Annotated in this window: 29 protein-coding genes; 16 read left to right on the forward strand and 13 right to left on the reverse strand. The window is 73.7% G+C overall.

Translation table 11 applies throughout. From position 1 onward, the window contains the following. The first annotated feature begins 45 nt into the window (after positions 1–45). On the forward strand, positions 46–2,013 hold the full coding sequence (locus tag OG276_RS34420) for an APC family permease (RefSeq protein ID WP_266911483.1): 1,968 nt from the start codon (positions 46–48) through the stop codon (positions 2,011–2,013). On the opposite strand, the gene OG276_RS34425 is transcribed toward OG276_RS34420, so the two are convergent. Then, entirely contained in the window at positions 1,904–3,154 is a 1,251-nt protein-coding gene (locus tag OG276_RS34425; protein ID WP_266911485.1) for a CdaR family transcriptional regulator, read from the reverse strand. The genes OG276_RS34420 and OG276_RS34425 overlap by 110 nt on opposite strands. Before the next feature lie 143 nt (positions 3,155–3,297). On the opposite strand from OG276_RS34425, the gene OG276_RS34430 reads away from it, so the two are divergent. Both OG276_RS34430 and OG276_RS34435 read left to right on the forward strand, forming a co-directional pair. Beyond that, positions 3,298–3,870: a TetR/AcrR family transcriptional regulator gene (locus OG276_RS34430; protein WP_266911487.1), complete on the forward strand. Its 573-nt coding sequence runs from the start codon at positions 3,298–3,300 to the stop codon at positions 3,868–3,870. 148 nt (positions 3,871–4,018) lie between these two features. Continuing rightward, positions 4,019–4,663 (forward strand): DUF6461 domain-containing protein, encoded by a 645-nt coding sequence (locus tag OG276_RS34435; RefSeq protein WP_266911489.1) that lies wholly within the window; start codon positions 4,019–4,021, stop codon positions 4,661–4,663. 11 nt (positions 4,664–4,674) lie between these two features. Here OG276_RS34435 and OG276_RS34440 read toward each other — a convergent pair whose 3' ends face one another. After that, positions 4,675–5,994, reverse strand: a complete 1,320-nt coding sequence (locus tag OG276_RS34440; protein WP_266911490.1) for a M48 family metallopeptidase — start codon at positions 5,992–5,994, stop codon at positions 4,675–4,677. A gap of 135 nt (positions 5,995–6,129) precedes the next feature. On the opposite strand from OG276_RS34440, the gene OG276_RS34445 reads away from it, so the two are divergent. From OG276_RS34445 to OG276_RS34475, 7 genes are all read left to right on the forward strand, one after another. After that, positions 6,130–7,083, forward strand: a complete 954-nt coding sequence (locus OG276_RS34445) for a DUF4304 domain-containing protein (protein WP_266911491.1) — start codon at positions 6,130–6,132, stop codon at positions 7,081–7,083. A 146-nt stretch (positions 7,084–7,229) separates the two neighbouring features. Then, positions 7,230–7,499 (forward strand): helix-turn-helix domain-containing protein, encoded by a 270-nt coding sequence (locus OG276_RS34450; protein WP_323182390.1) that lies wholly within the window; start codon positions 7,230–7,232, stop codon positions 7,497–7,499. A 207-nt stretch (positions 7,500–7,706) separates the two neighbouring features. Continuing rightward, positions 7,707–8,105 (forward strand): hypothetical protein, encoded by a 399-nt coding sequence (locus tag OG276_RS34455; RefSeq protein ID WP_266911493.1) that lies wholly within the window; start codon positions 7,707–7,709, stop codon positions 8,103–8,105. Next, a complete protein-coding gene (locus tag OG276_RS34460; RefSeq protein ID WP_266911495.1) occupies positions 8,102–8,881 on the forward strand; it encodes a transcriptional regulator in 780 nt (259 codons plus the stop codon). The genes OG276_RS34455 and OG276_RS34460 overlap by 4 nt, the downstream gene beginning before the upstream one ends. 71 nt (positions 8,882–8,952) lie before the next feature. Continuing rightward, on the forward strand, positions 8,953–9,393 hold the full coding sequence (locus tag OG276_RS34465) for a roadblock/LC7 domain-containing protein (protein ID WP_266911497.1): 441 nt from the start codon (positions 8,953–8,955) through the stop codon (positions 9,391–9,393). Between the two features lie 109 nt (positions 9,394–9,502). Further along, on the forward strand, positions 9,503–9,877 hold the full coding sequence (locus OG276_RS34470) for a hypothetical protein (protein ID WP_266911499.1): 375 nt from the start codon (positions 9,503–9,505) through the stop codon (positions 9,875–9,877). A 291-nt stretch (positions 9,878–10,168) separates the two neighbouring features. After that, entirely contained in the window at positions 10,169–10,651 is a 483-nt protein-coding gene (locus tag OG276_RS34475; RefSeq protein ID WP_266911501.1) for a VOC family protein, read from the forward strand. A 69-nt stretch (positions 10,652–10,720) separates the two neighbouring features. Here the strand turns inward: OG276_RS34475 and OG276_RS34480 are convergent, their stop codons facing one another. Both OG276_RS34480 and OG276_RS34485 read right to left on the reverse strand, forming a co-directional pair. Further along, entirely contained in the window at positions 10,721–11,461 is a 741-nt protein-coding gene (locus OG276_RS34480) for a Sir2 family NAD-dependent protein deacetylase (RefSeq protein ID WP_266911503.1), read from the reverse strand. A 29-nt stretch (positions 11,462–11,490) separates the two neighbouring features. Then, the gene (locus tag OG276_RS34485) at positions 11,491–12,318 is read right to left on the reverse strand and encodes an aminoglycoside N(3)-acetyltransferase (protein ID WP_266913358.1); all 828 of its coding nucleotides are present in this window, start codon (positions 12,316–12,318) and stop codon (positions 11,491–11,493) included. A gap of 168 nt (positions 12,319–12,486) precedes the next feature. Between OG276_RS34485 and OG276_RS34490 the strand changes: the two genes are divergently transcribed. Both OG276_RS34490 and OG276_RS34495 read left to right on the forward strand, forming a co-directional pair. Beyond that, on the forward strand, positions 12,487–13,365 hold the full coding sequence (locus OG276_RS34490; RefSeq protein WP_266911505.1) for an ATP-grasp domain-containing protein: 879 nt from the start codon (positions 12,487–12,489) through the stop codon (positions 13,363–13,365). Between the two features lie 97 nt (positions 13,366–13,462). Then, positions 13,463–14,332: a GNAT family N-acetyltransferase gene (locus tag OG276_RS34495; RefSeq protein ID WP_266911507.1), complete on the forward strand. Its 870-nt coding sequence runs from the start codon at positions 13,463–13,465 to the stop codon at positions 14,330–14,332. Positions 14,333–14,479: 147 nt separating this feature from the next. On the opposite strand, the gene OG276_RS34500 is transcribed toward OG276_RS34495, so the two are convergent. The 3 genes from OG276_RS34500 to OG276_RS34510 form a co-directional block, all read right to left on the reverse strand. Next, the gene (locus OG276_RS34500) at positions 14,480–14,923 is read right to left on the reverse strand and encodes a subtilase-type protease inhibitor (RefSeq protein ID WP_266911509.1); all 444 of its coding nucleotides are present in this window, start codon (positions 14,921–14,923) and stop codon (positions 14,480–14,482) included. 184 nt (positions 14,924–15,107) lie between these two features. Continuing rightward, a complete protein-coding gene (locus OG276_RS34505) occupies positions 15,108–15,566 on the reverse strand; it encodes a cyclic nucleotide-binding domain-containing protein (protein WP_266911511.1) in 459 nt (152 codons plus the stop codon). A 162-nt stretch (positions 15,567–15,728) separates the two neighbouring features. After that, entirely contained in the window at positions 15,729–16,031 is a 303-nt protein-coding gene (locus OG276_RS34510; protein ID WP_266911513.1) for a hypothetical protein, read from the reverse strand. Between the two features lie 567 nt (positions 16,032–16,598). Here OG276_RS34510 and OG276_RS34515 point away from each other — a divergent pair. After that, positions 16,599–19,331, forward strand: coding sequence for a DNRLRE domain-containing protein (locus OG276_RS34515; RefSeq protein WP_266911515.1), 2,733 nt, complete (start codon positions 16,599–16,601; stop codon positions 19,329–19,331). A gap of 139 nt (positions 19,332–19,470) precedes the next feature. Here OG276_RS34515 and OG276_RS34520 read toward each other — a convergent pair whose 3' ends face one another. After that, positions 19,471–19,959, reverse strand: coding sequence for a DUF3224 domain-containing protein (locus OG276_RS34520; RefSeq protein ID WP_266911517.1), 489 nt, complete (start codon positions 19,957–19,959; stop codon positions 19,471–19,473). Positions 19,960–20,067: 108 nt separating this feature from the next. On the opposite strand from OG276_RS34520, the gene OG276_RS34525 reads away from it, so the two are divergent. Beyond that, complete coding sequence (locus OG276_RS34525; RefSeq protein WP_266913360.1) at positions 20,068–21,126, forward strand: YafY family protein; 1,059 nt, start codon at positions 20,068–20,070, stop codon at positions 21,124–21,126. A gap of 187 nt (positions 21,127–21,313) precedes the next feature. Here the strand turns inward: OG276_RS34525 and OG276_RS34530 are convergent, their stop codons facing one another. Further along, a complete protein-coding gene (locus tag OG276_RS34530) occupies positions 21,314–21,706 on the reverse strand; it encodes a S26 family signal peptidase (RefSeq protein ID WP_266911519.1) in 393 nt (130 codons plus the stop codon). Between the two features lie 59 nt (positions 21,707–21,765). Beyond that, positions 21,766–22,236 carry a hypothetical protein gene (locus tag OG276_RS34535; RefSeq protein WP_266911521.1) on the reverse strand — a complete coding sequence of 157 codons (471 nt, stop codon included), beginning with the start codon at positions 22,234–22,236 and terminating at the stop codon, positions 21,766–21,768. A gap of 103 nt (positions 22,237–22,339) precedes the next feature. Between OG276_RS34535 and OG276_RS34540 the strand changes: the two genes are divergently transcribed. Continuing rightward, positions 22,340–22,681: a hypothetical protein gene (locus OG276_RS34540; protein ID WP_323182391.1), complete on the forward strand. Its 342-nt coding sequence runs from the start codon at positions 22,340–22,342 to the stop codon at positions 22,679–22,681. Here OG276_RS34540 and OG276_RS34545 read toward each other — a convergent pair. The 3 genes from OG276_RS34545 to OG276_RS34555 all read right to left on the reverse strand — a co-directional run bounded on the left by OG276_RS34545 (position 22,648) and on the right by OG276_RS34555 (position 24,766). Next, the gene (locus OG276_RS34545; protein ID WP_266911523.1) at positions 22,648–23,193 is read right to left on the reverse strand and encodes an adenylate kinase; all 546 of its coding nucleotides are present in this window, start codon (positions 23,191–23,193) and stop codon (positions 22,648–22,650) included. The genes OG276_RS34540 and OG276_RS34545 overlap by 34 nt on opposite strands. Positions 23,194–23,224: 31 nt before the next feature. Continuing rightward, on the reverse strand, positions 23,225–24,061 hold the full coding sequence (locus OG276_RS34550) for a MerR family transcriptional regulator (RefSeq protein ID WP_266911525.1): 837 nt from the start codon (positions 24,059–24,061) through the stop codon (positions 23,225–23,227). 192 nt (positions 24,062–24,253) lie between these two features. Further along, positions 24,254–24,766: a hypothetical protein gene (locus tag OG276_RS34555; protein ID WP_266911527.1), complete on the reverse strand. Its 513-nt coding sequence runs from the start codon at positions 24,764–24,766 to the stop codon at positions 24,254–24,256. Between the two features lie 385 nt (positions 24,767–25,151). On the opposite strand from OG276_RS34555, the gene OG276_RS34560 reads away from it, so the two are divergent. Further along, complete coding sequence (locus OG276_RS34560; protein ID WP_266911529.1) at positions 25,152–26,555, forward strand: MFS transporter; 1,404 nt, start codon at positions 25,152–25,154, stop codon at positions 26,553–26,555. The last annotated feature ends 149 nt before the right edge of the window (positions 26,556–26,704 follow it).

Below are 26,704 nucleotides of genomic sequence, written 5' to 3' on the forward strand. Positions count from 1 at the left end.
GTTTATATGGGACGATTCGCCGCCGTTTTGGCTGATCATGCCTGAATGAGGCGTATCAATGCGAAACGTGTGCTGGTCGGCGAACCGCTCGACACCGCGCGCCTGGGCGAGACCCTGCTGCCCAAGCGGCTCGCACTCCCGATCTTCTGCAGCGACCCGCTCTCCTCCGTGGCCTACGCCACCGAGGAGATCCTGCTGATCCTCGCCCTCGGCGGGGTCGCGCTGCTCCACCTCGCCTGGTACGCGGCCGCCGCCATCGTGTTCCTGCTCGTGGTCGTCGTCGCCTCCTACCGGCAGACCTGCTACGCCTACCCGGGCGGCGGCGGCGCCTACATCGTCAGCTCCAAGAACCTCGGCCAGACGGCCGCCCTCACCGCCGCGAGCGCCCTGCTCGTCGACTACGTCATGACGGTCGCCGTCTCCGTGGTCTCCGGTGTCGCCGCCATCACCTCCGCCATCCCCTCCCTCTCCGATCACGAAGTGCCCCTGTCGGTGGGCTTCGTGGTGCTGCTGACCCTCATGAACCTGCGCGGGGTGCGGGAGTCGGGCCGGGTCTTCGCCGTCCCCACCTACGGCTTCGTCCTCGTCATCTACCTGATGTTCGCGGTGGCCGCCTACCGGCTCGCGACCGGATCCACCATCCGCGCCGAATCCGCCGATCTGCCGATCAGCGCGGAGGGCACGTACGCCGGCCTCGCGGTGGTCCTGCTCGCACTGCGCGCCTTCGCCTCCGGCTGTACCGCGCTCACGGGCGTCGAGGCCATCAGCAACGGAGTCCCCGCCTTCCAGAAGCCGAAGAGCAAGAACGCGGCGACCACCCTCGCCGCGATGGGCGCCCTGGCCGTCACCATGTTCGCCGGGATCACCGTCCTCGCCATGAACTACAAAGTGCACGTGGCCGCGGACCCGACCGAGCTGGGCCTGGCCCCCGGAACCCCGATGTCCACCGCGCTCGCCCAGATCGGCCGGGCCACCTTCGGCAGCTGGCACTTCATGTTCTACCTGCTCCAGGCCGTCACGGCCGGCGTGCTGATCCTCGCCGCCAACACCGCCTTCAACGGGTTCCCGATGCTCGCCTCGATCCTCGCCAAGGACCGGTACGTGCCCCGCCAGCTCTTCAACCGCGGCGACCGGCTCGTCTACTCCAACGGCGTCGTCCTGCTGGCGCTCGCCGCCATCGGCCTCATCGTCGCCTTCGACGCCCAGCTGACCCGCCTCATCCAGCTCTACATCATCGGCGTCTTCGTCTCCTTCACCCTCTCCCAGGCGGGCATGGTCAAGCACTGGAAGCAGGAGCTCGCCTCCCCGGAGACCCGCAAGGAGGAGCGGATCCACATCCACCGCCGGCTCGCCATCAACGCGGTCGGCGCCACCATGACCTTCGTGGTCCTGGTCATCGTCCTGATCACCAAGTTCACCCACGGCGCCTGGCTCGTCGTCATCGCCATGCCGCTGCTCTTCATCGGCATGAAGGGCGTACGCCGCCACTACGACACCGTGTCCCGGGAACTCGCCGTCGCTCCCGGGGTCAAACCCCGCAAGCCCGCCCGCCACCACGTCGTCGTCCTCGTCGCTTCCGTGCACGCCCCCACGCTCAAGGCCCTCGGCTTCGCCATGGGGCTGCGCCCCGACACCCTCACGGCCGTCTCGGTCGCGGCCGACGAGGAGAGCGCGAACCGGCTGCGCGCGGACTGGGCGGACCACGACCCGGGCATCCCGCTCAAGGTGCTCCACTCCCCGTACCGCGAGGTGGTCGGGCCCGTGCTGGCCTACCTGCAGGAGCAGGCGGCCGCCGAGGGCACGGACATGCTCTCCGTGGTCATCCCGGAGTACGTGGTCGGACACTGGTGGGAACAGCCCCTGCACAACCAGAACGCGCTGCGGCTCAAGGCGCGCCTGCTGTTCACGCCCGGGGTCGCGGTGATCGACGTGCCGTACCTGCTGGAGTCCGCGAAGCCGGAGCGGAAGGGGGAGCGGCAGGAGGAGGCGGGGACCCGGCCGGGCGCTGGGTGACCGCCGTGTGCGCCAGCGCCAGCTCCACGACGTGCGCGGGATCGGCCAGCGAGCGGCCGGTGAGCTGCTCCAGGCGGCGCAGCCGGTTCGAGACGGTGTTGCGGTGGCAGTACAGCCGCTGCGCCGCGTACGTGGTCGAGCCCCGGCAGGTCAGCCAGGTGCCCAGGGTGGTCAGCAGGACCCTGCGGTCCTCCGGGGCCAGTGCCAGGACCGGCCCCAGCACCACGTGACGCAGCCGGCCCGCGAGTTCGGGCTCGGCCGCGACCAGCGCCGCCGGGAGCCGCTCGTCCAGCAGGGCGGTGTGCGGACCGTCGGCTCCCGGCGCCGCGCGCAGCGCGAGGACGGCCAGCCGGCGGGCCCCGGCCAGCTCGCCCGGCGTCTGGACCACCGGGCTCACCCCGGCGCGTAAGCCGAGGGGCGCGAGCAGATCCGTCACGGAGGCGAGCGGCAGCGGGCCCAGCTCCACCAGGCCCGTCTCCCCGTCCGCCCGGATCCGCCACAGCACGCGCGGGGCGCCACCCTCCGGGGCGGTCCGCGCGCCGTCTCCGGCGTCGAGGACCACCACGGCGAACCGTCCGCGCTCCGGCAGTCCGAGCCGCCGCGCCGACTCGGCGGACCGGTCCGCCGGACCGCCGCCGTCGAACAGGGCGTCGAGCAGGGCCCCCCGCAGCTCCCGCTCGCGGTCGGCGCGTACGGCCTCGGCCCGGCGGTAGGACTCGGCCGCCGCGTCCGCCATCCGGTCGACCACGTCCCACAGGGCGGGCGCCCCCGGCAGCAGCCGGGGCAGCGCCGCCCGGTCCCGGGCGGCGACGGCCTCGGTCAGGACCTGCCACAGCAGCCGGCCGCAGAGCCGGTACACCCGCAGCAGGGAGTCGAGCGGCAGGCCCTGCCGGGCGCGGAGCTCTCCGTCGGCGCGGGCGTCGCCGAGCTCGGGCGGCAGGCCGCGGGCCTCGCGCACCAGACCGTCGACGATCTGGCGGAGCAGATGGTGGACCCGCTCGCGCAGGGCGGCCCGGCCGAGCAGGGCGACGTAGACGGCGCAGGCCGGATCCCCGTCCGGCGACCGGTCGGCCAGCCGCTCGGCGGCCACGGCGATCCGGCGGTCCAGGTCCTCGCGTATCTCCCCGATGATCCGCTCCATGACGGGCAGGGTGGCACGTCGGAGGGGGCGCTGGGGAGGGCCGCGACGAGGCGGTGTCCGCTAGCGTGTCCGAAGCACTGCACGTGCAGTGCATATGCGCCGGTCATACCGGCAGCCACGTCCACACGGTCAGGGACCCACCCATGCGCCAGAACCCCGAGCGCCGCGCCGCGCTGCTCGACGCCGCCATCGAAGTCCTCGCCCGCGAGGGGTCACGGGGGCTGACCTTGCGCGCGGTGGACACGGAGGCCGGGGTTCCGACCGGCACCGCCTCCAACTACTTCGCCCACCGCGCCCAGCTCCTCGTGCAGATCCTGCACCGCACCCGCGAGCGGCTGACCCCCGACCCGGCCGACCTGACGGGCCCGCTCGACACCAAGGTGCTGCTGCGCCGGCTCCTGGAGCGCATGCGCCGCGAGCGCAGCGTCCACACCGCGATGCTGGAACTGCGCCTGGAGGCCACCCGGCGGCCCGAACTCCAGGAGGCACTGGCCGGGTTCCAGGGCGCCGAACTGGAGGCGAACATCGCCTGGCACCTGGAGGCGGGGCTGCCGGGGGACCGGCAGGGAGTGGTCCTGATCTACCTGGCCATGCTCGGGCTGATCGTGGACGACCTCACCGTGCCCGGACTGCTGGACCCCCGGTCGCCGCACGGGGTCGAGGGGCTCATCGACACGATGGTCGAGCGCCTCCTCCCGGAGCGCCCCGCGGACTGACTATCGTGCCGGTAGGGCTGGTTCCGGGTTCCCTGTTCCTGGGTCCCGGTTCCTGGGTCCCCGTTCCGGGGTTCCGGCAGGGCCGGCGCCGCCGGCAGGACCGGCTCGCATCGCGTGGATCGTGGAGATCGCGGGAGGAACCGTGGCAATGGCGGACATCACGGGGCAGGGCGCGGACGGAGGCTCCCGCGCCTGCGACGGCGGCATCCAGTGGCTGGCGGACTGGAGCGCCTGGTACGTCAGCCTCACCTTCGCCCGGGGCATCGGCCCCGAGGAACTGGCCGCCCGGCTCGGCGCCTTGCCGGACCTGCGCCCCGGGCCGCTCGGGGCCATCGACGCGTGGAGCATGGTCACCGAGACCGTGGACGGCGACGGGGTGGCCCGGGTCGGGATCTGGGGCGCCTGGTCCTTCGCCGTGGAACACGGGGTCCCCGCCGGGGCCCAGCGCCTCGCGGAGGTCTCCCGCTGCGGGATCGAGGCCGTACACCTCGACCCGCAGCCCGATCACCCGCCCAAGCAGTTCGCGTACGCCCGGGACGGCGAGCTGGTCTGCTGCTTCGGCATCGGCGAGGAACACTGGCGCGGCGGCCACCGGCCCGACTTCCTCCTGCCGGAGCTGGTCGAGGCCAAGATCCTCACCCCGGACGGCTGCTACGCCCGCCCCGAGGACGAACCGTACGAGGAACGCGACCGCCTCACCCTCGCCGTACTGGAACACCGCTTCGCGCTGTCCCTGCCCCGCCGCCTCGTCGAGGAGACCCCGCTCCCGGCCTACGTGACCTGCACGCAGTAGGGGACTTTCCTTCAGCCGGCGTAGTCCCGGATCACCCGGCGGGCCAGCACGGCGCGGGCCGGAGCCAGCTCGGCCGCGACCGCCTGTGCCCGGGGGCCCTCGCAGACGACCCGGGCGGGCTGCGGGTCGGCCGAGGCCAGGCACCGCCGGCGCAGGTGGGTCGGCGGGTGCGTGTCGTCGACGCTGTGCCCGCGCCGGGCGGAGACCCGGCGCAGCCGCTCGTACTCGCGCTCGGGGACGGAGTCGATCCGCGCGGCCAGCCGTTCCCACAGCTCCCGCTCGGCGGCCTCGCGCACCTCGCGGCCCCCGGCCCCACCGCCGGCCCGGGCCGCCACCATCGACTCGCGCCGCAGGTGTGCCTCGACGCCGTCGCTCACCAGCAGCCGGTCCAGCAGCGTGACGGCCGCCCCGCTGGAGCCGGCACGGGCCGCGCCGGTGTCGGCCCGGTACTCCGCACGCTGCGAAGCCCGCAGCGTCAGGCCGTCGAGCAGGTGGATCAGCCCGTAGACCGCCCAGCGCGGCAGGAACGTCAGGGCGTTCATGAACCAGTCCACGATGTTGTCGTGGTTCACCGGGCTCAGGACGGAGTGCCATTCGACCAGGGACCGCAGGGCCCCGTGCATCAGGAACGAGGAGCGGACGTCGCCGTTCGCGAAGTGCCCGAGCTCGTGTCCCAGCAGGGCCACGCGCTCCTGCGGCGTGAGGATCTCCCACAGCCCGAGGCCGAGGATCATCACGCGCCGGCCGCGGTACCCGTAGGTGCGGACCCCGGCGTTGACGGAGGCGTCCACCACCACCGCGTGCACCCCCGTCGTCCCGACGGCGGCCCCCACCTCGTCGATCAGCCCGAAGAGGCCGGGCGCGTCCGCCCGGTACAGCACCGCCGGCCCGCTCGGGGACCGGCCCGGCCGCGGCAGCAGCACCGCCACGGCCACCAGGAGCAGGACGCCGAGCACGGGCTGGATGCCGGTGTGCCACCCGCCGATGATCAGCACGGCCGCGGCCAGGAACAGGCCCGCCGTGACCCCGTGCACCAGCAGGGCGAGCCCGAAGGCCAGGACGGTCGACCCGTCCGCCCCGACCCGCTCGGTCGCGGTCCCGCCCCGCCCGATCTCCTCGGCCAACTGCTCCCCGTACCGCGCGGCCAGGCGCCGCCGGACCTTCGCCAGACGTCCGCGGTCCGGATCCGGGGCAGCCGGGTCCACGTTCCAGTCACAAGCCGCGCACCAGTTCACGTACGACGCGTGCACGGTGACCTCGGTCCCGCACTCCGGGCACGGCCGCACGCCCGGTGCGTCCACCTCCCCGACGCCCTGCCCCACGGTTTCCACGTTCGATCCCCTCCCCGCCGCGGACCTGCTGTGATCCGCGGTCCGCGCAGGATAGAGGGGCCGGCGCCGGCCTCCGCGGCCGCCCGGGCATGGACGGTTTTGGCCGGGGAGGGCGCGTCTTGTGACACTACGGGTGTGAACGCGACCGACTTGTTCCACCAGACGCTGCGCGAGCGGATCGCCCCGGCCCTGCGCGACGCGGGTTTCACCGGTTCGGGGCTGGAGTACCGGCTCCGCGCCGCCGAACCGGACCACGCGCTGCTCGGCTTCCAGCGGAGCGCTTCGTCCGGGGCCGCCGAGTGCAGGTTCACGGTGAACCTGCGCGCGGTCCCGTACGAGGAACACGAGGCGCTGCGACGGCTGCGGCCGGCCCTCGGGACCCGGCTCAGCGCCAACCGCGTCGGCCCCGTCGGCTGGCACGCCAGGATCGGCCGCCTCCTCGGCCATCCGCACGACCACTGGTGGACCATCACCGACGAGCGCTCCGCCGCCCGCGCCGCGGACGAGGTCACGGACGTGGTGCTGCGCCACGCCGTCCCCGCGCTGTGGGGCGAGGTGACCGACCGGCCCCCGCTGCCGGGCCCCGTGGTGGATCCGGTGCCCGACTGCCTGGACCCGGTGTGCCTGCGCGTGGACGGCGATCCGTTCCCCGTCGGGAGCGGGGAGTCCCCCCTGCCCGTGGACATCGAAGGCACCCTCGTCCTGGAGACGGGCGAGCGCCGCCGGGCCTCGCCCTTCCTCACCGTCCACGACGAGCTGACCGACGCCGAAGCCCGCATCGTCATCGACGCCCCCTGGAAGCTGGAGCAGCCGCTCTTCGGCTCGGTCCGGGTCGGCATCGCCGCCGACGGAGACGTCAGGGTCTCCGCCAGCCCGGGCAGCATGCTCCCCGGCCATCCGCTGGCACTCCTCGGCGAACTGGCCCTGTGCCGGATCAACACGGCCGAGGTCGCCGGCAACGGCTCCCTGCGGCTCACCTTCGAACAGGGCACCCCGCGCGAGGCCTGCCTCACCGTTTCCGGCGCCCCGCACGCGCTGACCGTCGGCGCGCCCTGGCACATCGAGGGCTGGACACCGGCCCGCATCTGACGGCCCGCGTCCGGCGGAGCTTCAGTTTCCGGGCGCCGAGCATTAGTTGATCTTATGCTCGGGTTTACGCGAGTCCGCTGGTTTTGCGGCCGGTGAGCGACTTTGATGGGTTTGCCAGGCCTCGTACCGGAGCAGGGGGACTACTCATGGGTACCGAACACAGCCCGAAGGACAGCGCGGACAGTGGGAGCGCCACCACCACCGCACCCACCCTCATCGGTTCCGTACAGCGGGCGTGCCGGCTCGTGGAGGCGATGTACACCGAGGGCGGGGCGACCGCCAAGCGCCTCGCCCGGCTCACCGGAATCCCGCTGCCCACCGTGTACCACCTGCTGCGCACCCTCAGCCACGAGGGCTACGTACAGCGCGAGGGCGGGGCCTTCCGCCTCTCGGACGACCTGCCGCTCGCTTCGTGACAGCGGGTCCACAGGGGCGTTCGGGGCTCGTGTCCCCAAGTAATGATCAAAATGAGTGGGGTTCCGGCCAAGCTGTCACGTGCCATCGTGCATGTTCCAGCGGAAAATGCCAGAACGCCCTTTCGCAGTGTGGAAGTTGAGTAAGTTCCCTTCTGTCGCGCCGTACGACCGTGCACCATGCACGGTCCGGCCGGGAGGGGAGCCCGCGTGCCCGGGATCGACGAATGCCTGCTCGAAGCCATGGCCCTGCCTGGTGCCAGGGGGGCCGCGCTGGTCGACTGGAGCAGCGGACTGGCCCTCGGCACCGCCGGGGAATCACCGGTGGGGGACCACGAGACCACCGCTGCCGAGACCGCCGAGCTGGCCCGGGCGGCCGCCGAGTACGAGTCCTTCGCCCCGGGCGACACCGGGCCGGAGGACGCCGCCGGGCCACCCGTGGAGGACCTGATCGTCACGACCCGGACCGGGTACCACGTGCTCCGCTTCGTCGAGACCAGCTTCGACAGCAGCGTGTTCCTGCACCTGTGGCTCGACCGGACCGACGGCAACCTCGCCCTCGCCCGGCACAGACTCAGGGCCCTGGCGGAGGAGCTGGTGCTGAAGTGACCGCCACCGCTGTCGCCGCAGTGTCCCCGCTGCTCACCCGGCTCGCCGCCGAACGGGCGACCGGCGCCCTGTTCCGCGAGCGCGGCACCCTCTTCCTGGAGGACGGCCGCGTGGTGCACGCGGAGAGCCCCGCCACCCCCGGACTCGACGTCCTGCTCACCACCGGCGGGGGCCTCACCCCCGAGCGCTGGACCGACGCCGTGAACCAGGCCGGCGCCCGCCGCCAAGTCGCCCGCTTCCTCGTCGACAGCGGCGGGCTCGCAGGCGGCGAACTGGAGATATGCCACCTCGCCGCGATCTTCGACGCCGCCTTCTTCGCGCTCTCCCCGGGCAGCGGGCCCTCCCGCTTCCGGCGCGGGGCCACCCACTGGATCGGCTCCGTCCGCTCCGTACCGGCCGCCGCCGTCGAGCGGGAGACCTGCCGCCGCCGGGAACTGCTCGACGCGGTCTGGCCCTACCCGCTGCTCGACACCTCCCCGGTGGTGCCCCGCCCCGCCGCCCCCGGTCAGACCGTCACCGCGCGCCAGCGGATCCTGCTCGACCGGGCCGACGGGGTACGGACACCCGCGGACCTCGCCTGGGTGCTGGGCCGGCCGGCCTTCCACACCCTGCTCGACGTACGACGCCTCGCGGCGGCCGGGCTGGTCGAGACCCCGCACGCGCCGGCACCCGCCGCCGCCGCGGAGACGCCGCTGCCCGACTGGATGACGCAGGCGCAGTCCCCGGACGTGGCGTTGCTGCGCCGGTTACGCGACGCACTGGAGGCAAGCCTGTGAGGCTCCCGCTGCGAGCCGCCCAGCGCGGCGACCGTTCCGAGCGGCGGCAGTCCGAAAGGAGAAGGTCCGACATGAGTACCGTGCCCGCCGAAGCCGAGGCCGAGATACTCGCGGAACTCCGTCGGCTGCGGGCCCGCGTCCCGCAGCTGGGCGGGGCACTCGCCGCGAGCGTCGACGGCCTGGTCCTGGCCCACGACAGCGCCGCCACCGAGGCGGAATCCGTGGCCGCCCTGACCGCCGCGGCCCTCGGAGTGGCCCAGCGGCTCAGCGACTGCACCGGGCAGGGCGGGTTCCGCGAGCTGCTCGTGCGCGGAGAGGACGGCTACGTCGCCACCTACGCGGCGGGCGACGCGGCCGTACTGACCCTGATCGCGGAGCCGCGCGTCAATGTCGGCCGGCTCCACCTGGAGGCCCGCCGGTCCAGCCTGCGCATAGCGGAGCTGATCGACACCAGCCTCGGACGGCGAGGCCCGGCACCGGGCCCGGACCCGGGTGCCGGCCAGGGCTCCTGATCCCCCCGACCACGTACATCCGTACCGATCGAAACGTACTGACCGAACGTACCGACCGAAACGCACCGACAGAACGCGCCCGGGAAACCCAAGAGAAAGAGGAAGCGTCATGGCCAACGTGGAGACATCGCTCAAGGAAGCCACCACCACCATCGAGGGCGTGCTCGGCGTCGCCCTGGTCGACTGCAGCAGCGGTATGGCCCTCGGCACCATCGGCGGCGGAAAGGACCTCGACCTCACGGTCGCCGCCGCGGGCAACACGGACGTGGTGCGGGCCAAGCTCCGCACGATGGAGATGCTCGGTCTGAAGGACGAGATCGAGGACATCCTCATCACCCTCGGAAGCCAGTACCACCTGATCCGGCTCCTGAAGGGCCGCGGCTCCGCGGGGCTCTTCCTCTACCTCGCGCTCGACAAGACGCGGGCCAACCTCGCGATGGCCCGCCACCAGCTGAAGAAGATCGAAGCCGAGCTGGAAGTCTGACCCGATGGCGGCGGGGCGGTGGGCGGCTGAACTCGTTGCCGCCCGCCCGGCGGCTCCTCGCACATGCCCCGGAAAGGGGACACCGCGCCGCCTTCGGCGCGACCCGGCTGAAGAACCACATCTCGGCGGATCGTCGATCAGATGTCCGACGCGTACGCCTCAGGAGTGCATTCCAGGCTGGATACGGCCCGGTCCCGGCCCCACCGATGAGTTTCGGGGCCGGGACCGGTCTGTATGTGCGGGACGGATTTCCTCATCCGTACCCCCACCCCACGCATTCCGGAGGCAGTCATGGCGAGCAACCCCTTCACCACGTGTCTGTGGTTCGACGGCGCGGCGGAGGCCGCCGCCGACTACTACCTGTCGGTCTTCAAGGACGGCAAGCGCGGCCGCGTCGGCCTCTACCCCGAGGGGAGCCCCGGTGTGGCCGGCGAGGTCATGGTCGTCGAGTTCGAGATCAACGGCCAGAGGTTCGTCGGCCTCAACGGCGGCCCGCAGTTCCCCTTCACCGAGGCCGTCTCCTTCCAGATCCACTGCGCCGACGACGCGGAGGCGGACTACTACTACGAGGCCCTGACCGGCGACGGTGGCGAGGAATCCGCCTGCGGCTGGGTCAAGGACAAGTTCGGTCTGTCCTGGCAGGTCATCCCGGCCGGGGCCATCGAGCTGATCTCCGACCCCGACCCGGGGCGGGCCGCGCGGGCGACGGCCGCGATGATGAAGATGAAGAAGCTCGACGTGGCGGAGATGCGGCGGGCCGCCGACGCGGGCTGACGCGGGTCGGCAAGGGCTGCCGCGGGCCGAGGCCGGCCGGCGAGGGCCGGCGCCGCCCGGACCGACCCGCTAGAGGAGCGCGCCGTCCGCGGTGATCCGCTGCAGCAGGGCGGGCAGCGCAGTCCCGATGGGCTCGCGGATCACCTCGTCGGCGAGGGAGTCGTACGGTGTCTCCTGCGCGTTCACGATGATCAGGCGGGCCCCGGCCTCCGCGGCCATCCCGGCCAGCGAGGCCGCGGGCTGCACCTGGAGCGTCGAGCCCACGGCAACGAAGACGTGGCAGCCCTTGGCTACCGCGACGGCCTGCGCGAGCACCTCGGGGTCCAGCCGCTCCCCGAACATCACGGTCGCCGCCTTGAGGATCCCGCCGCACGCGCGGCAGGCCGGATCCGGTTCCCCGGAGGCGACCCGGGCCAGCGCCTCGTCCATCCCGGTACGTGCATGACAGGCCGTGCACACCACGGCCCGCGCCGTGCCGTGCAGTTCGAACACCTTGCGCGCGGAAGTCCCCGCGAGCTGGTGCAGACCGTCCACGTTCTGGGTGATCACCCGCACCGGGATCCCGGCTCGCTCCAGCTCGGCGACGGCGAGGTGCGCGGCGTTCGGCTGCGCCCCCAGGGCCCCGATCTCGGCGCGCATCAGCCAGGACCGGCGCCGGATCTCCGGATCGGCCATGTAGGGCGCGTAGGTAACGAGGCTCTCGGCGTCGGGCTCCCGGCGCCACAATCCCTGCGGCCCCCGGTAGTCGGGAATCCCCGAATCGGTGGACATCCCGGCCCCACTGAACACTGCGACGAGCGGCTTTCCCATGCGCCGACTCTAGGCAGCCCGGGCGGCTTTCACCACGGGGTTTCGGCCAGGCCGTCGCTTTCGGATCGTGCCGGTCGGGCCCGGGACCGCGAGTCCGCGTCCAGCAGTTCCTGGAGACGGGGGACCGCGAAGTCGACCAGGGCCGGGACGGGGAGGAGGCGGCACTCCGCGCCGCCGACCCGTGACGGACGGATGCCCGCGTGGCGTTCGAAGTCGGGGCCCACGACCGGGAAGTGGGTGTCGTTGTCGTTGCCCACGTCCGGGGTTTCCACCCAGACGCGCTCACCGGCCACCTCCATCGGGAAGCGCCGCACCCGCAGCCGGGGGCGGGGCGCGAGGGACTCGACGTAGTGCAGGAACGAGTTCCGGTTGTGGCCGACGCCGATCAGCAGGATGTGCGCGCCCAGGTCGTGCAGGCGGCCGAACGGCGAGGTGCGGCCCAGTGCGAAGCCCAGCGACTGCGTCGCGGTGACCTCTGCCGCGCGGGCGCCCACCGCCGCCACCGACGCCTGCGGATGCCTGCTGCGCAGGCTGTCGGGCAGGGACCGCAAGGCCTCGGGTACGGCGCCGAGCGCACGCGTGACCGGCAGCCCCGGGTGGAACAGCGGCACCGCGGCCCGCCGTGCCGCCACTGCGGCGTCCGGCACGCCCACGTGTTCCGGGTCGGGATCGGCCACCTCCCAGGTGAACGCCGGGACGGCCACCGTCCCGGCCGGCCCCACCGCCTCGCGCAGGCTCGCCACCACCGTCGCGGCGCCACCGTCCACGCGCCCGAGCGCGGACAGCGAGGCGTGCACCATCAACGCCATGCCCTCGCCGACCCCGGCCGCCCGCCAGCCCGCGACCAGCTCACCCATCCCGAGCACGAACGCCCTCCCGCTGTCCGGCCGGTTCCGATTCCGGCACTTCGGTACTCCGGCACTCCGCCGTTACGGCATTCCGGTTCCCGTGCCGATCACATCATTCCGGGGGGTGGCCGGTGCATCCGGGGTCCGGCCGCACACGGACGTCCGTAGGGTGGCCGCATGCCGACCACCGTCCTGTACTGCTCCGATCCGCTGAACGAGCGCCGGGCCGATGCCCACTTCGCCGAGGAGGCACGTGCGGTGCGCGCCGCCGGAGGCGCCGTCGGGCTCATCGACCACGACGCGCTGCTCGCCGGGGACGCCGGCCGGGCCGTGGCGCGGGTACCCGCCGGGTCGGGGGCGCTCTGGTACCGGGGCTGGATGATCCCGGCGGCCCGGTACGCCGACCTCGACGCGGCCCTGCGCGAGCGCGGATGCGCACTGCGCGTCACTCCGAACGCGTACCGGCGCGCCCATGAACTCCCCGGCTGGTACGAAGCGTTCGCCGGTCTGACTCCGCCCAGCCGGTGGCTGGAGACGGCTCCGGGACAGACCCCGGAGCCCGCCCGGCTCGCGGACGCCGCCGCGGCCCTCCCGTCCCGCGCCGGCATCGTCAAGGACTACGTCAAATCCCGTAAGCACCAGTGGGCGGAGGCCTGTCACCTCCCCGACCTCGCGGACCGGACCGCCGTCCACCGCGTGGTCAGCCGCTTCGTGGAACTCCAGGGCGAGGATCTGGCCGGTGGGGTGGTGCTGCGCGCCTTCGAAGAGTTCACGGCGGCCGAGGGCGTGGCCACCGAGGTGCGCGTCTGGTGGCGGGGCGCCGAGCCCCGGCTGGTCACCGCCCACCCCGACAGCCCGTACGCCGCGGCCGCGGCGCCGGACCTCGGACCGGTGCGGGCCGCCGTCGCGGAACTCGGCTGCGCCTTCGTCACCACGGACCTCGCGCTGCGCGCGGACGGAGCCTGGCGGGTCGTGGAGGTGGGCGACGGGCAGGTGAGCGATCTGCACCGGGAGGCCGATCTCCAGGCGTTCGTCCGCCTCCTGACGGGCGGTTGAGCCCCGGCCGCGTGCCGGTCGGGCCGACCCGCGCGGCCTCTCGGCCCTCCCGTGGAAACGCCCGGGCCGCAAGGGCGGATCTGGTACAACAGCGGACATGACGGGACTGACTGGATTCGAGATCAACGGCGCGAGCGCAGCCGACATGGCGCTGCTCCGGGACTGGGCCGACGAGGAGGGATGGAACCCCGGGGACTCCGACCGGTTCGCGTTCTCCGTCGCCGATCCGGGCGGATTCCTCGTCGGGCGGCTCCACGGGGAGCCCGTCGCCTGCATCTCGGCCGTCCGGTACGGCGACGGCTTCGGCTTCATCGGCTTCTACATCGCCCGCCCCGACGTCCGTGGTCAGGGCTACGGGATCCGGCTGTGGCGGGCCGGCATGGAGCGGCTCCACGGGCGGCTCGTCGGGCTGGACGGGGTGGTCGAGCAGCAGGACAACTACCGCAAGTCCGGCTTCCGCTCGGCCTGGAACAACGTCCGCCACGAGGGGGCGCCGCTGGCGACCGGGCAACCCCCGCGGGAGACGGCGACCGGGGTGCGGATCGTGGACGCGGCCACCGTGCCCTTCGGGCAACTCGCCGCCTACGACCGGAGGTTCTTCCCCGAGCCGCGCGACGCCTTCCTCGCCGCCTGGGTGGGCCTGCCCGGCCGCACCGCCCTCGCGGCGGTCCGGGACGGCCGGGTCGAGGGGCTCGGTGTCGTCCGGCCGGGCAGCGGCGCCTCGCGGATCGGCCCGCTCTACGCAGCCGACCCGGAAGTCGCCGCAGCCCTGCTGCTGCGGCTCGCGGAGCGGACCCCCGACGGTACGGTCGCCGTGGACGTACCGGACGCCCATCCGCGAGCCGCCGCCCTGCTGGGCGGACTGGGCCTGACCCCGACCTTCGAGACCGCCCGGATGTACACCGGCCAGGAGCCGGACCTCGACCTGACCGGCATGTACGGGGTCACGAGCCTGGAGCTGGGCTGATCCGCGGGCTCGGGTCTCGGATCTCGGATCTCTCGGGTCTGCGGCTCGGGCCCCGGCCCCGGCCCCGGCCCCGGCCCCGGCCCCGGCTCAGGCCCTGGCCCCGGCCCTGGCCCCGGCCCCGGCCCCGGCCCCGGCCCCGGCCCCGGCTCAGATGGTGAAGGCCGTGCCGGTGCTGTTCCACAGGGCGCAGGGGTTCGCGTAGGTGTAGGAGTAGTTCATCCGGCGGCCCTGCCACACGCCTTCGGCGGTGACGGTCAACGGGTTCCACTCCCTGGTACACGCCGCGTCGGGGCGCGGCTCGGCGAGTGCGTCGAGGTCGGCGGAGTGGGCCTGTAATTCGGCGCACGCCGCATCCGGGTCCGGGTGGGTGCCGCCGGGCCGGGGTGCGCAGACCAGGGTGACCGCGCGCAGCACCGTACCGCTCGCCGCGTCGTCGCCGTCGGTGACGCTCAGGACGAGCGCGGACGGGGCGTAGAGGCTTTCGCCGCCGGTGGGTGCGGCCCCTGCTATGCCCGAGCCCGTCAGGGCGGTGAGGGCCGTGAGCCCCATGGCGGCGGACGACAGTCCCAGGGTCCTGGTGACGGATCGCATGTCGAACACTCCTCGCGTCGTTGCGTCGGATAACGGACGCGAGTCTTGCCCATGCGGAACCGGAACGCCCGTTCGCACCTCTACTTCTCGTCACTCAGTGCGTACGCATGACCGCAGACCGCAGCGTTCTGCGGCGGCTGACCTGTGGGGGAGTGGTCGGCGGAATCGGCCCGAACCCGCCAGATCAGCTCGCGGCGAGGCGGGGGGCGTACGTGTCGAGGAGGCGGGTCCGGGTCTGGTGCAGCCGCAGCGCGAGCACCCGCCCGACCCAGTGGCCGAGGGCGGACCCGAAGGCCGGATCGGCGTCCATGAGCATCCGTACGGTCGTGGCGTCGAACTCGTACGCGCGGACCGGCGTCATGGCCTCGGCGGCCAGCTGCCACACGTACGGCGGGAACAGCCACGACCAGCCGACCAGTTCTCCGGGGCCCAGGCTCTCGATGGGGGTGGGCCGGCGGCCCGGTACCGGGATCTCCAGGGTCACCGTGCCGGAGCGCACGATCCAGAAGGAGTCTGCCCGGGTGCCCTCGTCGAAGATCCGCGCGCCCTCGTGGAAATTGACCTCGCGGGCGTGCGACATCAGCCGTCCCCTGTGTTCGGTCGACAGGACGGCAGCGATCCGGATGGGGGAAGGTGTGCTCACGACGGCCTCCGATCGGGACCCCCCGCTCCCCCCAGTGTCGCCGACGCCGGAACGAATCCGAGGCGTCCGTCTCCGGAGAATTGTCCGATTTTCGGCGACGTAAACCCCGCAGACCGTGAGAGCGGCCAGCTCGCGGCCTGCGGGTTCCCGACCGATCCCCGGCTACTCCTCTGCGCCGGCCTCCAGACAGGCCAGCTCCATGGCGTCGAGGACCGCCTCGTGGCTGCGCCCGCTCAGCTCGGAGACGTTCTCGATCTGGGCCGTCGCCCAGGCCGCCAGGGTCATCACCAGCACGCGGAGCCCGTCCGTTCCGTATTCCGCGAAGATCTCGTCGGCGGCGGCCATCGCCTCCTCGGGCACCTGCTCCGGTGGTTCGAGCCCGGCAAGGCCGCGCAGCAGGGTCAGGGTGCGGCGGGAGATCTCGGGGGTCATCCTCGCCAGCCGCGTGTCTTCTTCGTCGTTCATCCCGCTCCGCCCCTCCGGTCCCGCGCCCGCGCCCGCGTACGTCCCCGGGCGTGCGCTCCTGCCCGTGCCTGTGCCGTTCCCCCAGGGCACCGTAGAGGGGCGCGGGCCCGGGTGTGGCGGCAATGGCGAGAACGGGCCCGGCGTCCCATGTTCCGGACGGGTGGAGGGGAGGGGCGCGGGTGCGGCCGGGTCGGCCCTGCGGGGCGGTGTCCCCTACCCGCCCTTCGCCCGTTCCCCGGGCTCTGCCCGGACCCGGTCCTCAAACGCCGGACGGGCTGGGAATGCCGCTGCGCGGCATCATCCAGCCTCGCCGGCGTTTGGCATTGCCCCGCGCAGCGGCGTATCGGCGGGCCCGGCCCCGCCCCGCCCCGCGAGGCGCGGCCACGGCCCGCCCGGTGCGATTCGGCATCCGATGGGTCAAGTGCGGTGAACGGAGCCGGGATTCCGCCTAAGGTGCCGGTGGCCACGGGTGTGGAGGTCCGTACGATGGTTTCCGGCCATTGCGTGGGCCACAATCCGCACTCCGCACTCCGTTTTCCGTTTTCGTTTTTCCGAACTGGGGGGTTCATGCGTAGATCCAGAGGGCTGGCCGCCGCTCTCACCTTGGCGCTGGCCGGCACCTGCACGGCCATGGGCCTCGGCCTCGTAGAAGAGGCCGCGGCCATCACCCCGCCGGTGGCCTTCACCGCCGACGAGCTGCCCACCTGGCAGGCCAACGGTGTCGTCTGGGCCCTGGCCGAGGCGGGCGACCAGGTCTTCGTCGGCGGCACCTTCTCCGCGGTGCGCCCGCCGGACGGCGCCGCCGGAACCGAGCAGGAGGCGGTGAACTTCGCGACGCTCGACGCCGCGACGGGCGCCCCGACCTCCTGCAAGCTGTCCTTCACCGTGGGCTCCGGCACCGCCACCGTCCGCGCGCTCGTCCTCTCGCCGGACAAGGCGACCCTGTACGCGGGCGGCTACTTCGGCGCCGTGAACGGCACCGCGGTCTCCAGCCTCGCCGCCATCGACGTGGCGACCTGCACCGTGAAGACCGGCTTCCGGCCCGCCTTCGCGGCCACCGTCCGGGCCCTCGCCGTCACCGGCGACACCGTGTACGCGGGTGGAGACTTCCTCACCGTCGCGGGCCAATCGCGCGAGCGGTTCGCCGCCGTCGACGCGGCCGACGGCACGCTGAAGCCCTTCACCGCGAACGCCGACGAGCCGGGCCGGGCCATCGAGCTCACCCCGGACGGCGAACACGTGGTCCTGGGCGGCGACTTCTTCACCTTGGGCGGTACGAACAGCCATGCCCTGGCCGTCGTCGACGCGACGACCGGCGCCGTCACCAAGGCGTACCCCGGGTTCGTCGAGACCAACTCGGTGATCAAGGACATAGCCACCGACGCGACCGGCTTCTACACCGCCAACGAGGGAACGGGCGGCGGCGTCTTCGACGGCCGGATCGCGCTGAACCTGAGCGACTTCGGCCAGCGCTGGCGCGACACCTGCCTCGGCGCGACCCAGGCCGTGCTCCCGTACCAGGACGTGCTCTACAGCGCCTCGCACGCGCACGACTGCTCCAGCATCGGCGAGTTCCCGGACGGCCAGCGCCACCACCTGCTCGCGCAGCCGACCACCGCGACCGGCAAGCTGGGCTGGGCTCCCGACACCAACGACGGCATCGGCGAGGGCATCGGCCCGCGCGTGATGGCGGTCGGCGCCAAGGCCGGCGTCAAGTACCTCTGGGTGGGAGGCGAGTTCACCACCGTCAACGGTGCGGCGCAGCAGAGCCTGACGCGCTTCGCCTCCACCGGGGACACGGGTGCGCCCAGCGTCCCGGTGGCGAGCGCCGTGAGCTTCAAGCCCGGTGAGGTGCAGGTGCGCTGGCGCACCAGCCTCGACCTGGACGACGGCACGCTGACGTACAAGGTCTACCGCAACGGTGCGGCCACGCCGATCGCCACGGTCGCGGCCGACTCGCTGTTCTTCCGCCGCCCGCAGACCTCCTGGACCGACACCACCGTCACCGCCGGCCAGTCCTACACCTACCGGGTGACCGCCACCGACGCGGCCGGCAACGTCAGCGCCCTGTCGGCCACGGCGAGCGTGACGGTGCCGAACTCGCCCGACGCGTACCCCAACGCGGTCCGCACGGACGGAGCGCAGCTGTTCTGGCGCTACGACGAGTCGGCCCTGCCCTTCGTCGCCGACTCCTCGGACGGCGGCAACCAGAGCGGTGTGCACTTGAACGCCCCCGCGCTGCGCCAGACGCCCGGCGCGGTCACGGGCGCGAGCACGGCCATCGGCTTCGACGGCACCGACACCCAGGTGTACGGGGACCGCCGCCAGTCGGTCGGCTCGACGTACAGCATCGAGACCTGGTTCAAGACGAACACCACCAGGGGCGGCAAGCTCTTCGGCTTCGGCAACAACCAGGCCCGCGGCAGCAGTCAGTACGACAAGCACATCTACATGACCAATGCCGGCCGGCTCGTCTACGGCGTCTACAGCGGCGGGACCCACACCGTCACGACCGCCGCCGCGTACAACGACAACCAGTGGCACCACGTCGTCGCGACCCAGGGTCCGGGCGGCATGACCCTGTACGTGGACGGAGCCCAGAAGGGCACGCTGGGCTTCACCGCGCACGAGAACTTCGCGGGCTACTGGCACGCGGGCGGCGACAGCCTCGGCGGCTGGCCGGACCGTCCGATCAGCGAGTACTGGGCCGGTCAGCTCGACGAGACAGCCGTCTACCCGACGGTCCTGAGCGCGGCCCAGGTGCAGAACCACCACACCCTGGCCTCCGCCCCGGCCGACTCGGTCGTCGAGGTCCAGGCCGCTGAGGACACGTACGCCAACGCGGGCGCCCCGGGCACCAATTACGGGACGTCCGGCTCGCTCGCGGTGCGCGGAACCTCGTTCTACGCGAGCTACCTGCGGTTCAACCTGCCCGCCGCGCCCGCCGGCACGGTGCTCAAGTCGGCCACGCTGAGCGTGAAGACCAGCACCATGACCGGCGCCGGTACGACGGACACGGTGTCCGTGCTCCCGGTCACCGGCTCCTGGACGGAGGCCGGGACCACGTACGCCAACCGCCCGGCACTCGGCGGTCCGGCGCTCGGCAGCTTCGCGGGCGTCCCGGAGGGATCGGCCGTCCAGACGACCGGCCTGGACAAGACCGCTGTCGCGGGGGCGCTCGGCAGCGCCTACGGCCTGGCGCTGAGCAGCGCCGGGACGGACGCGCTGTGGCTGTGGTCCTCGGAGGCCGCGGCCAACGAGGGGAGCCCGAAGCTGACGCTCACCTTCGGCGCGCCGTAGCCGGAGCGGGTCCTACGTGCGGCGGCCGGAGCGGTTCCTACGCCCGGCCGCCGTGGCGTTGGGCGCGGTGGGCTCGGGCCGTGGCCCTGGGGACGGCGGGCATCGCCCTGATGTCCGACCGCCCGGGCCGGCGGCTGCGCTACGCCGACTGATCCGCGGCCGCGGGCTTGGCCGCATCCGCATCCACATCCGCATCCGTGAACGCGTAGTCGAAGGCGTACTCCACCGAGGTGTCGCCGTAGCGGTGGGCGAAGGAGCCCGAGCCGCCGAGACCGGTCAGGCCGCCGGTGCCGGAGCCGGGGACCACGGTGAAGCGGCACCGGGTACCGGTGGCGTCGAAGCTGCCGCGTTCCTCCAGGACGAAGGCGCCTTCGCGGCCGTCCACGGTGCCGGTGACCAGCTCCATGCCGCTGAAGGTGCCGGCGCTCTCCCCCGTGTAGGCCACGGTGTAGGCACAGGTCGTCTCGGGGGCGGTGAGGGCGCCGGTGAAGGCGTTGGTGACCGTGGCCTGGGCCAGGCGGGGGAAGACGCCTTGCGGGCCGACCGGGTGCTCCTCCCAGTCCTTGAAGGTGAAGCCGTTGGCGGTGGGTGCGGGCGTCGCCGTGGTGGTGTGCGTGGGCGTGGGCACGGGGGTCTCCTGGTGTGGGTTCGGCGTTCTGCGGGCCATCGGCCCGTCCGTGCACAGCCTGGGCGGCATACCTGCCATCTCCTGTCAGGTATGCCGGACAATGACCACATGCGCGCCGACCGGCTCCTTTCCCTCCTCCTGCTGCTCCAGAACCGCGGCCGGATGACCGCCCCCGAGCTCGCCGCCGAACTGGAGGTCTCCGTCCGTACGGTGTACCGGGACGTCGAGGCGCTCGGCGCCTCCGGGATCCCCGTCCACGCCGACCGCGGGCCGGCCGGCGGATTCCGCCTCGTCGACGGCTACCGGACCCGGCTCACCGGCCTGACGGACGCCCAGGCCGGCTCCCTGTTCCTCGCCGGCGCCCCCGGCCCCGCCCGCGACCTCGGCCTCGGCGCGGACCTCACCGCCGCCCAGCTGAAGCTCCAGGCCGCCCTCCCCGCCGAACTCGCCGGCCGGGCCCGCCGGATCCAGCAGCGCTTCCACCTCGACGCGCCCGCCTGGTTCCGCGACGCCGACCCCGTACCGCACCTCGCGCAGATCGCCGAGGCGGTCTGGGAGCAGCGGATCCTGAGCACCCACTACCGCCGCTGGAGCGGCGCCGTCCACCGTGCGCTGTGGCCGCTCGGACTGGTACTCAAGGGCGGTATCTGGTATTTGGTCGCCCGGGCGGCGGGGCCGGTGGCGGTGGAGCCCGGGGAGGCCGGGACCGCTCCCGTCCTCACTCCCGTCCTCGCGCCCGTTCCCGCTCCCGCTCCCGAGGAGACCGGGAGCTCCGTGCGGACCTACCGGGTGGGGCGGTTCCTCGCCGTGGAGAGCTCCGGGGAGCACTTCGAACGCCCCGACGGCTTCGAACTCGCCGCGTACTGGGAGGAGTCAGCCCGCCGCCTGGAGGCGGCCACGCGCCGCAGCACCGCCGTCGTACGGATCTCCCCGCGCGCCCGGCGCCTGCTGCCGATGTGGTTCGGGGCGGCGGGCGTCCGCGCCCTCGCCACCGCGGGTCCGCCCGACGCGGAGGACTGGGAGGTCGTGGAACTCGCCGTCGAGTCCGGCTCCGTGGCCGTCGGCGACCTGCTCCGCCTCGGCGCGGACGCCGAGGTGCTCGGCCCGCCGGAGCTCCGCCGGGCCCTCGCGGACGCGGTGGCCGAGCTGGCCGGGCGGTACCGATGAGAACCGCTTGCGCCCTGCCCGGCGGCCCGGCGAGGATCCACGGCATGACGATGCGAAAGGGCGTTCTGCACCCGGGCCCCTGAGCCCCCGACCGCCGGGTCGCCAGGGCCCGGCCGACTGTGTGGACGCCTGGCTGGAAGAGGTCGCGCAGGAGCGTACGGGCCAGGCTTACGGCGGACGAGGGGCCCTAACCGGGGCCCCGTGTGCCGGATGCTCCGGGCGCCCCCGCCGACCCGGCCGCGCGGACCTTGGCCGCCGCTCCGGGGCGGGGCACGTCGTCCACCGCGAGGCAGATGCCGAAGACGCGGTCGTGGCCGGTCCAGCCGTTGACTCGGCCGCGGTTGTTGGAGGTCTGGACCCGGCGGCGCGCGGTGTCCACGGCCGTGACGAGGTGCAGGTACACCGTGCCGGACACCCGGGCCAGCACGATGTCGCCCGGTTCGAGCAGGGCCGGTTGCGCCGGGGCGACCCGGACGCGTTGCCGGCTGCGGACGAGCGGGACCATGGACGTGCCGGTGGGCCGGAACTCCACCGTCGCGCCCGCGCGGACACGGTCTGCCTGGACGTCGAGCATTCCCATCGGGCGAGTGTGCCCCGGAGCCGTGCCCGGCCGGTACCGGATTTCGCCGGTGGCCTGCCTCAGGGCGCCGGCGGCGGCTCGACCTCCAGGAAGCGGCGGCGGCGGGGGCCGCGGTAGAGCAGGCAGACCCAGCCGAGCCGTTCGAGCGCGGCCGCGCAGGCCGTGAGGCGTTCCTGTTCCTCCTCGGCCGCGCCACCGCCCGGCGGGCCGAGCCAGGTCACCTCGACGCGGCCGTCCCCGGACGCGGCGGGGCCCACCCGGTACCCGGTCCGGGTGCGCGGCCCGTCCGGGTCCCGCGGATCCCGTGCCGACGGCGGGATGCCCGCCGCCTCCAGTACGAGGGCCACCGCGCGCGGCATCAGCCGGAGCTCCCACGGGGCGGGAACTCCGGCGCCCGACGGGCCGCCCACGAGCCGACGGATCTGCAGCAGGCCCTCGTAGGCGGTACGGAGCTCCGCCGCGCGTCCCGCTGCGGTGTGTGCGGGGCCGTCGCCGTCCGCCGGTTCGAAGCCCTGCCCGGGTGTGTTCACGTACGGCTGCCCCCTCGTCCCGTCCGCTTCTGAGTACCTCAGACCCAACGACCTGAGTATCCGGCCCGATTCCCGGGACGGCCTCCGCTGATCGAATGGGGGCATGACCTCCGAGACCGCCACCGGCACCGTGACCGCCACCGCGCCCAGCGCGAGCCGCCCGCGCATGCAGCAGCACGTGACCACCGCCGGCTCGGCGCTGGCCGTGGCCCTGGTCCCGCTCGTGGTCGGGGTCCTGGTGGCCAAGGGGCTCGCCGCGGACCCGCACGCACCGGTCAACGCCCTGATCACCGGCGGCGGCCAGCGCGCCGGTCTGCCGCGGGCGGAGTGGCGCCGCCGCGGGCACGCCACGATGCGCCGGCTGCGCACGGCCCGGCGCGGAACGGTCCGGGGCGCCGTACGGGGCCGTGCCTACGTGCTGGGCGGCCGCCCGGCCGGTCGCTGAGCCCGCAGCCAGGTTTCGGCGGCCTTCGGGGAGCGCAGCCGTACCACCCGCAGCGGAGCGAACCGCGGGTCGCCGGCCAGCCCGCCGATCTCCGCACGCCGGGCCCCGTACTGGGACCAGGCCCACCACGCGGGGTGGTCGGCGAGGACCCACTCCCGCCACCGCTCCCGGTTGCCGCCGAACAGCCGCTCCCGCAGCAGGCTCCGGCGCAGCGAGCGCAGCAGCACCCGGCGCATGACGGTACGGCGCGGCTGGTCCAGCCACACCACGGTGTCGGCCCGCCGCCACAGGACCTCGCGCGCGGCCTCGGGCCCGTGGGAGTCGAGGATCCACCGGTCGCCCTCCGCGATCCGCGCGAGGTCGGCGACGTAGGACGGGCTGACGGCCCACCCCGGCCCGGAGAAGTGGAGCTCGTCCATCTCGTGGTACGGCAGCGCGAGCAGCCGCCCCAACTCCCGGGCCAGGGTGGACTTGCCGGCTCCGCTGATGCCGACCACGAGAACGCGTTGCATCAGCGGATCCTAAACGGTGGGGCGCCCGGACTCAGGCGCCGAGCGGCTCCTGGAGTTCGGTGACCCACTGGTCCCGGTCCTCTGGGCAGGCCAGGGACACCTCACGGGCGTAGCCGGCGGAGCGCTCCCCGTTCGCGTCGATCCACTGGGCCAGGGCCTGCGAGGTCGGCAGGACGGAGTCCATCGAACCCCGGTGCACGACCGTCGCCGCCCGCTCGACGGCGGGCAGCACGACGATCCGCACCTCGCCCCCGAGGTCCTCCGCGCGCACGGAGGAGGCCACCGGCAGCCCGGCATGGACCAGGACGGAGCCCGGCCGCTCCGCGTCGCCGGCGTCCTCGTAGTACGCGATACCCGGGGCGGTCGGCGTGACACCGGCGGCCTCGACGAGGCGGCACAGCTCGTCGTAGAGCGGGCCGATGACCGGGCCGATGTCCTGCCCCTCGTAGCTGCCCGCGACCCCGCTCAACTCGGCGAGGCGGACGGGCGGAAGGCTCTTCACGACGATGTCGATGGAAGACATGGTTCCCTCGTTCTCGATGATCCGGAGCCTCGTCTCGACCTGGGTCAGCCGGGCCGCCGCGGCGGCCATGGCCGATTCCAGTTCCGCCTGCCGCAGCCGCAGCATGCCGCGCAGCTCCTCCGCGCTCACCAGCTCGTCGAGTATCGACCCCACCTGTTCCAGGCTGAAGCCGAGCTCTTTGAGCGCGATGACACGGTTGAGGCGGGCGAGCTGCCCGGCCTCGTAGTAGCGGTAGCCGCTGGCGGGGTCGACACGGGCCGGGTGCAGCAGTCCGAGGGCGTCGTAGTGACGCAGCATGCGGACCGATACCCGGCCGTGCTTGGCGAAGTCTCCGATGGTGAACATGACGCCTTCCAGTGCAGGCCCTGACACGGTGTGAGAGTCAAGCGCGCCCAGAATATGCGGCCATCGGGCCAGGTCAGAGGCTCAGGTCTGCCGCTCAGGTCTGCCGTTCAGGCCAGCGGATCGGGCCAGCGGATCGGGCCAGCGGATCAAGGCCGGCGGCTCAAGGCCGGCGGCTCAAGGCGGTGGATCGGCTCACCGGGCGGCCTGGCGGACGCAGAGGTCCACGATGGAAGGCGGCAGGGAACCCTCCGCTGCCGCGCACAGCTCGTCCGTGCGGGGCAGCGGCGGTACGGGGCTCCGTGCGGGGCGGACGGGCCGGGCGGCGGCCGTCTTGGGCGGGTGCGCGCGGCGCGGCGCGGCCGGCTTCGAGCGCCGCTCGGCCGCCGGGCGGGGTGCCTTGGCGGCGGGCCGGGAGCGTTCGTCCGCGCCGTCCCGGTCGGCGCCGTCCCCGTCGGCGCGGTCGGAGTCGGCGCGGTCGGAGCCGGCCCTCGCCGGGAGTTTGCCGAGGGGCAGCGCCTCGGCGGGGAGCCCGACCGGATCGGCTGCGGGGGACGCGTCGGCCGGCCGGCCGAGCTCTGGAGCGTCGGCGGGCGGTACGGGGCCGCGCGCGGGCACGTCGGAGACCCGCGGGCCGCCGACCGACACACAGCCGGCGCTCGCGAGGAGGGCGACGAGGGAGAGGGGCAGGACCCGGCGCAACTGCATCGGACCACCATGCCGCACGGGCGGGCGGGCCGGTTTCCGCGCTCGCGCGTGGGACCGCGCGCACCACGGGGAGGGGCGGAGGGGAAGGCGCCGCGGGCGCCGCCGAAACGGTCCTGTGGGCCCACTGCGATCGTTTCTGCCGCGACGGGAGGTTCACCGGTCCGGGAGAACGCGCACGTGGACGGGGGTGGACCTGGCGCGGAAATCCGGACAAGGTTCGGATGGGAACGACAGTGCGGATGCCGGGGGAGGCGCGACCCCCGGTGCTCCGCGTTGCCGTGCCGGTTCCCCGGACCGGCCCCGCCCGACCGGCGGGAACGCTCCGGTGGGCCGCCCGCTGCCCGCCCGCCTGCCTGCCTGCCTGCCCCGTACGGAGTCCCGCCCCATGACCGAAGCCCCCGCGCCCGGCAACGAACCCCAGTCCCCGGAGCCGAAGCACCCGCCGGGCCACGCACACCACCCCGGATCGGGTTCCGGTCCGGACCCGGCCTCGGCTCCGGCCCCCGTGCCGGCTCCGGCCCCCGTGCCGGACCCGGCCCCCGTGCCGGACCCGGGCTCGGGTCCCGACTCCGTCGCCGGGTGGCGCGGATGGGGAGCCGTCGGGGCGGTGGCGCTCGGGATCTTCTGCCTCATCACCTCCGAGTTGCTGCCCGTGGGCCTGCTCACCCCCGTGGGCGCCGACCTCGGTGTGTCCGACGGCACCGCCGGGCTCATGGTCACCGTGCCGGGGCTGGTCGCGGGGCTCTGCGCGCCCCTCGTCACCGTCGGCGCCGGCCGCCTCGACCGGCGGTGGGTGCTGGTCGTGCTGATCGCCCTGATGGCCGTCGCCAACCTGATCGCCGCCGTGGCGCAGGACTTCGGGGTGCTGCTGGCCGCCCGGCTGCTCGTAGGGGTCAGCGTCGGCGGCTTCTGGGCCATAGCCGGCGGCCTCGCCGTCCGCCTCGTCCCCGCCCACCACGTAGGCCGGGCCACCGCGCTCGTCTTCGGCGGAGTCCCCACCGCCTCGGTGCTCGGAGTCCCCGCCGGCACCCTGCTCGGCGAACTCGGCGGCTGGCGCTTCGCCTTCGCGGCCGTGGGCGGGCTCGGAGTCCTCACCCTGGCCGCACTGCTCCTGCTGCTCCCGCCGCTGCCCCCGACCCGGACCATCACCTTCGCCCAGCTCCCCGCCCTGCTGCGGCGCAACCGCGCGGTCCGGGCCGGGGTCGCCGTCACCTTCCTGGTGGTGACGGGGCAGTTCGCGGCCTACACGTTCGTACGGCCGATCCTGCAGGACGTGTCCGGGGTGAACGCCGCCTACGTGAGCACCCTCCTCCTCGGGTACGGAGTCGCGGGCGTGGCGGGCAACTTCCTGGCGGGAGCGCGCGACCCGTACCGCACGCTGTTCACCGTCAGTGCCTCCCTCACCGTGATCCTGGCGTTGATCGCCCTGGTGCCGGGAGCGGTCGCCGGGACGGTGCTCCTGCTGGCCTGGGGGCTGGTGTACGGCGGGGTCTCGGTCAGCCTCCAGAGCTGGATGATCAAGGCCGCACCGGACGACGCGGAGGCCGCTTCCTCGCTGATGGTGGCGATGTTCAACCTGGCGATCGCCGCGGGCGCGTTGTCCGGCGGTCTCGCGGTCGACGGCATCTCGGTTCCCGCGGCCCCGCTGGCCGGAGCCGCCCTGATGGCCCTGGCCGCCGTCACCGTCCGGGTCACCTCGACCTCCCGCACGGCCGCGCACGCGGTCATGGGCGCGGGCGCGCCGGCCGCCGCCGGTGTTCGCGACGCTTCACCTGCCGACCGGCGGTAAAGGCAGCAGCGGCGATGGGGTCGACGGGGTCGATGGGTCAGCGGTGCGACCTGGGGCCGGAGTTGACCGTCCGCAATCCGGACGGTCGACCACCCGGCCTGGCAGGGGAACCTTTCCCCACGGGATGATTCCGGTGAAGAGGTCATGCC

This window comes from Streptomyces sp. NBC_00086, assembly GCF_026343255.1.
GTDB lineage: Bacteria > Actinomycetota > Actinomycetes > Streptomycetales > Streptomycetaceae > Streptomyces.

Coding starts and splice junctions, on each gene's coding strand:
- OG276_RS34465 (WP_266911497.1), top strand. CDS start 8,953: ATGAGTACCGTGCCCGCCGAAGCCGAGGCCGAGATACTCGCGGAACTC.
- OG276_RS34435 (WP_266911489.1), top strand. CDS start 4,019: ATGGCGGACATCACGGGGCAGGGCGCGGACGGAGGCTCCCGCGCCTGC.
- OG276_RS34420 (WP_266911483.1), top strand. CDS start 46: ATGAGGCGTATCAATGCGAAACGTGTGCTGGTCGGCGAACCGCTCGAC.
- OG276_RS34425 (WP_266911485.1), bottom strand. CDS start 3,154: ATGGAGCGGATCATCGGGGAGATACGCGAGGACCTGGACCGCCGGATC.
- OG276_RS34475 (WP_266911501.1), top strand. CDS start 10,169: ATGGCGAGCAACCCCTTCACCACGTGTCTGTGGTTCGACGGCGCGGCG.
- OG276_RS34430 (WP_266911487.1), top strand. CDS start 3,298: ATGCGCCAGAACCCCGAGCGCCGCGCCGCGCTGCTCGACGCCGCCATC.
- OG276_RS34480 (WP_266911503.1), bottom strand. CDS start 11,461: ATGGGAAAGCCGCTCGTCGCAGTGTTCAGTGGGGCCGGGATGTCCACC.
- OG276_RS34470 (WP_266911499.1), top strand. CDS start 9,503: ATGGCCAACGTGGAGACATCGCTCAAGGAAGCCACCACCACCATCGAG.
- OG276_RS34515 (WP_266911515.1), top strand. CDS start 16,599: ATGCGTAGATCCAGAGGGCTGGCCGCCGCTCTCACCTTGGCGCTGGCC.
- OG276_RS34510 (WP_266911513.1), bottom strand. CDS start 16,031: ATGAACGACGAAGAAGACACGCGGCTGGCGAGGATGACCCCCGAGATC.
- OG276_RS34540 (WP_323182391.1), top strand. CDS start 22,340: ATGACCTCCGAGACCGCCACCGGCACCGTGACCGCCACCGCGCCCAGC.
- OG276_RS34530 (WP_266911519.1), bottom strand. CDS start 21,706: ATGGGAATGCTCGACGTCCAGGCAGACCGTGTCCGCGCGGGCGCGACG.
- OG276_RS34500 (WP_266911509.1), bottom strand. CDS start 14,923: ATGCGATCCGTCACCAGGACCCTGGGACTGTCGTCCGCCGCCATGGGG.
- OG276_RS34555 (WP_266911527.1), bottom strand. CDS start 24,766: ATGCAGTTGCGCCGGGTCCTGCCCCTCTCCCTCGTCGCCCTCCTCGCG.
- OG276_RS34525 (WP_266913360.1), top strand. CDS start 20,068: ATGCGCGCCGACCGGCTCCTTTCCCTCCTCCTGCTGCTCCAGAACCGC.
- OG276_RS34495 (WP_266911507.1), top strand. CDS start 13,463: ATGACGGGACTGACTGGATTCGAGATCAACGGCGCGAGCGCAGCCGAC.
- OG276_RS34485 (WP_266913358.1), bottom strand. CDS start 12,318: ATGGGTGAGCTGGTCGCGGGCTGGCGGGCGGCCGGGGTCGGCGAGGGC.
- OG276_RS34450 (WP_323182390.1), top strand. CDS start 7,230: ATGGGTACCGAACACAGCCCGAAGGACAGCGCGGACAGTGGGAGCGCC.
- OG276_RS34490 (WP_266911505.1), top strand. CDS start 12,487: ATGCCGACCACCGTCCTGTACTGCTCCGATCCGCTGAACGAGCGCCGG.
- OG276_RS34550 (WP_266911525.1), bottom strand. CDS start 24,061: ATGTTCACCATCGGAGACTTCGCCAAGCACGGCCGGGTATCGGTCCGC.
- OG276_RS34560 (WP_266911529.1), top strand. CDS start 25,152: ATGACCGAAGCCCCCGCGCCCGGCAACGAACCCCAGTCCCCGGAGCCG.
- OG276_RS34545 (WP_266911523.1), bottom strand. CDS start 23,193: ATGCAACGCGTTCTCGTGGTCGGCATCAGCGGAGCCGGCAAGTCCACC.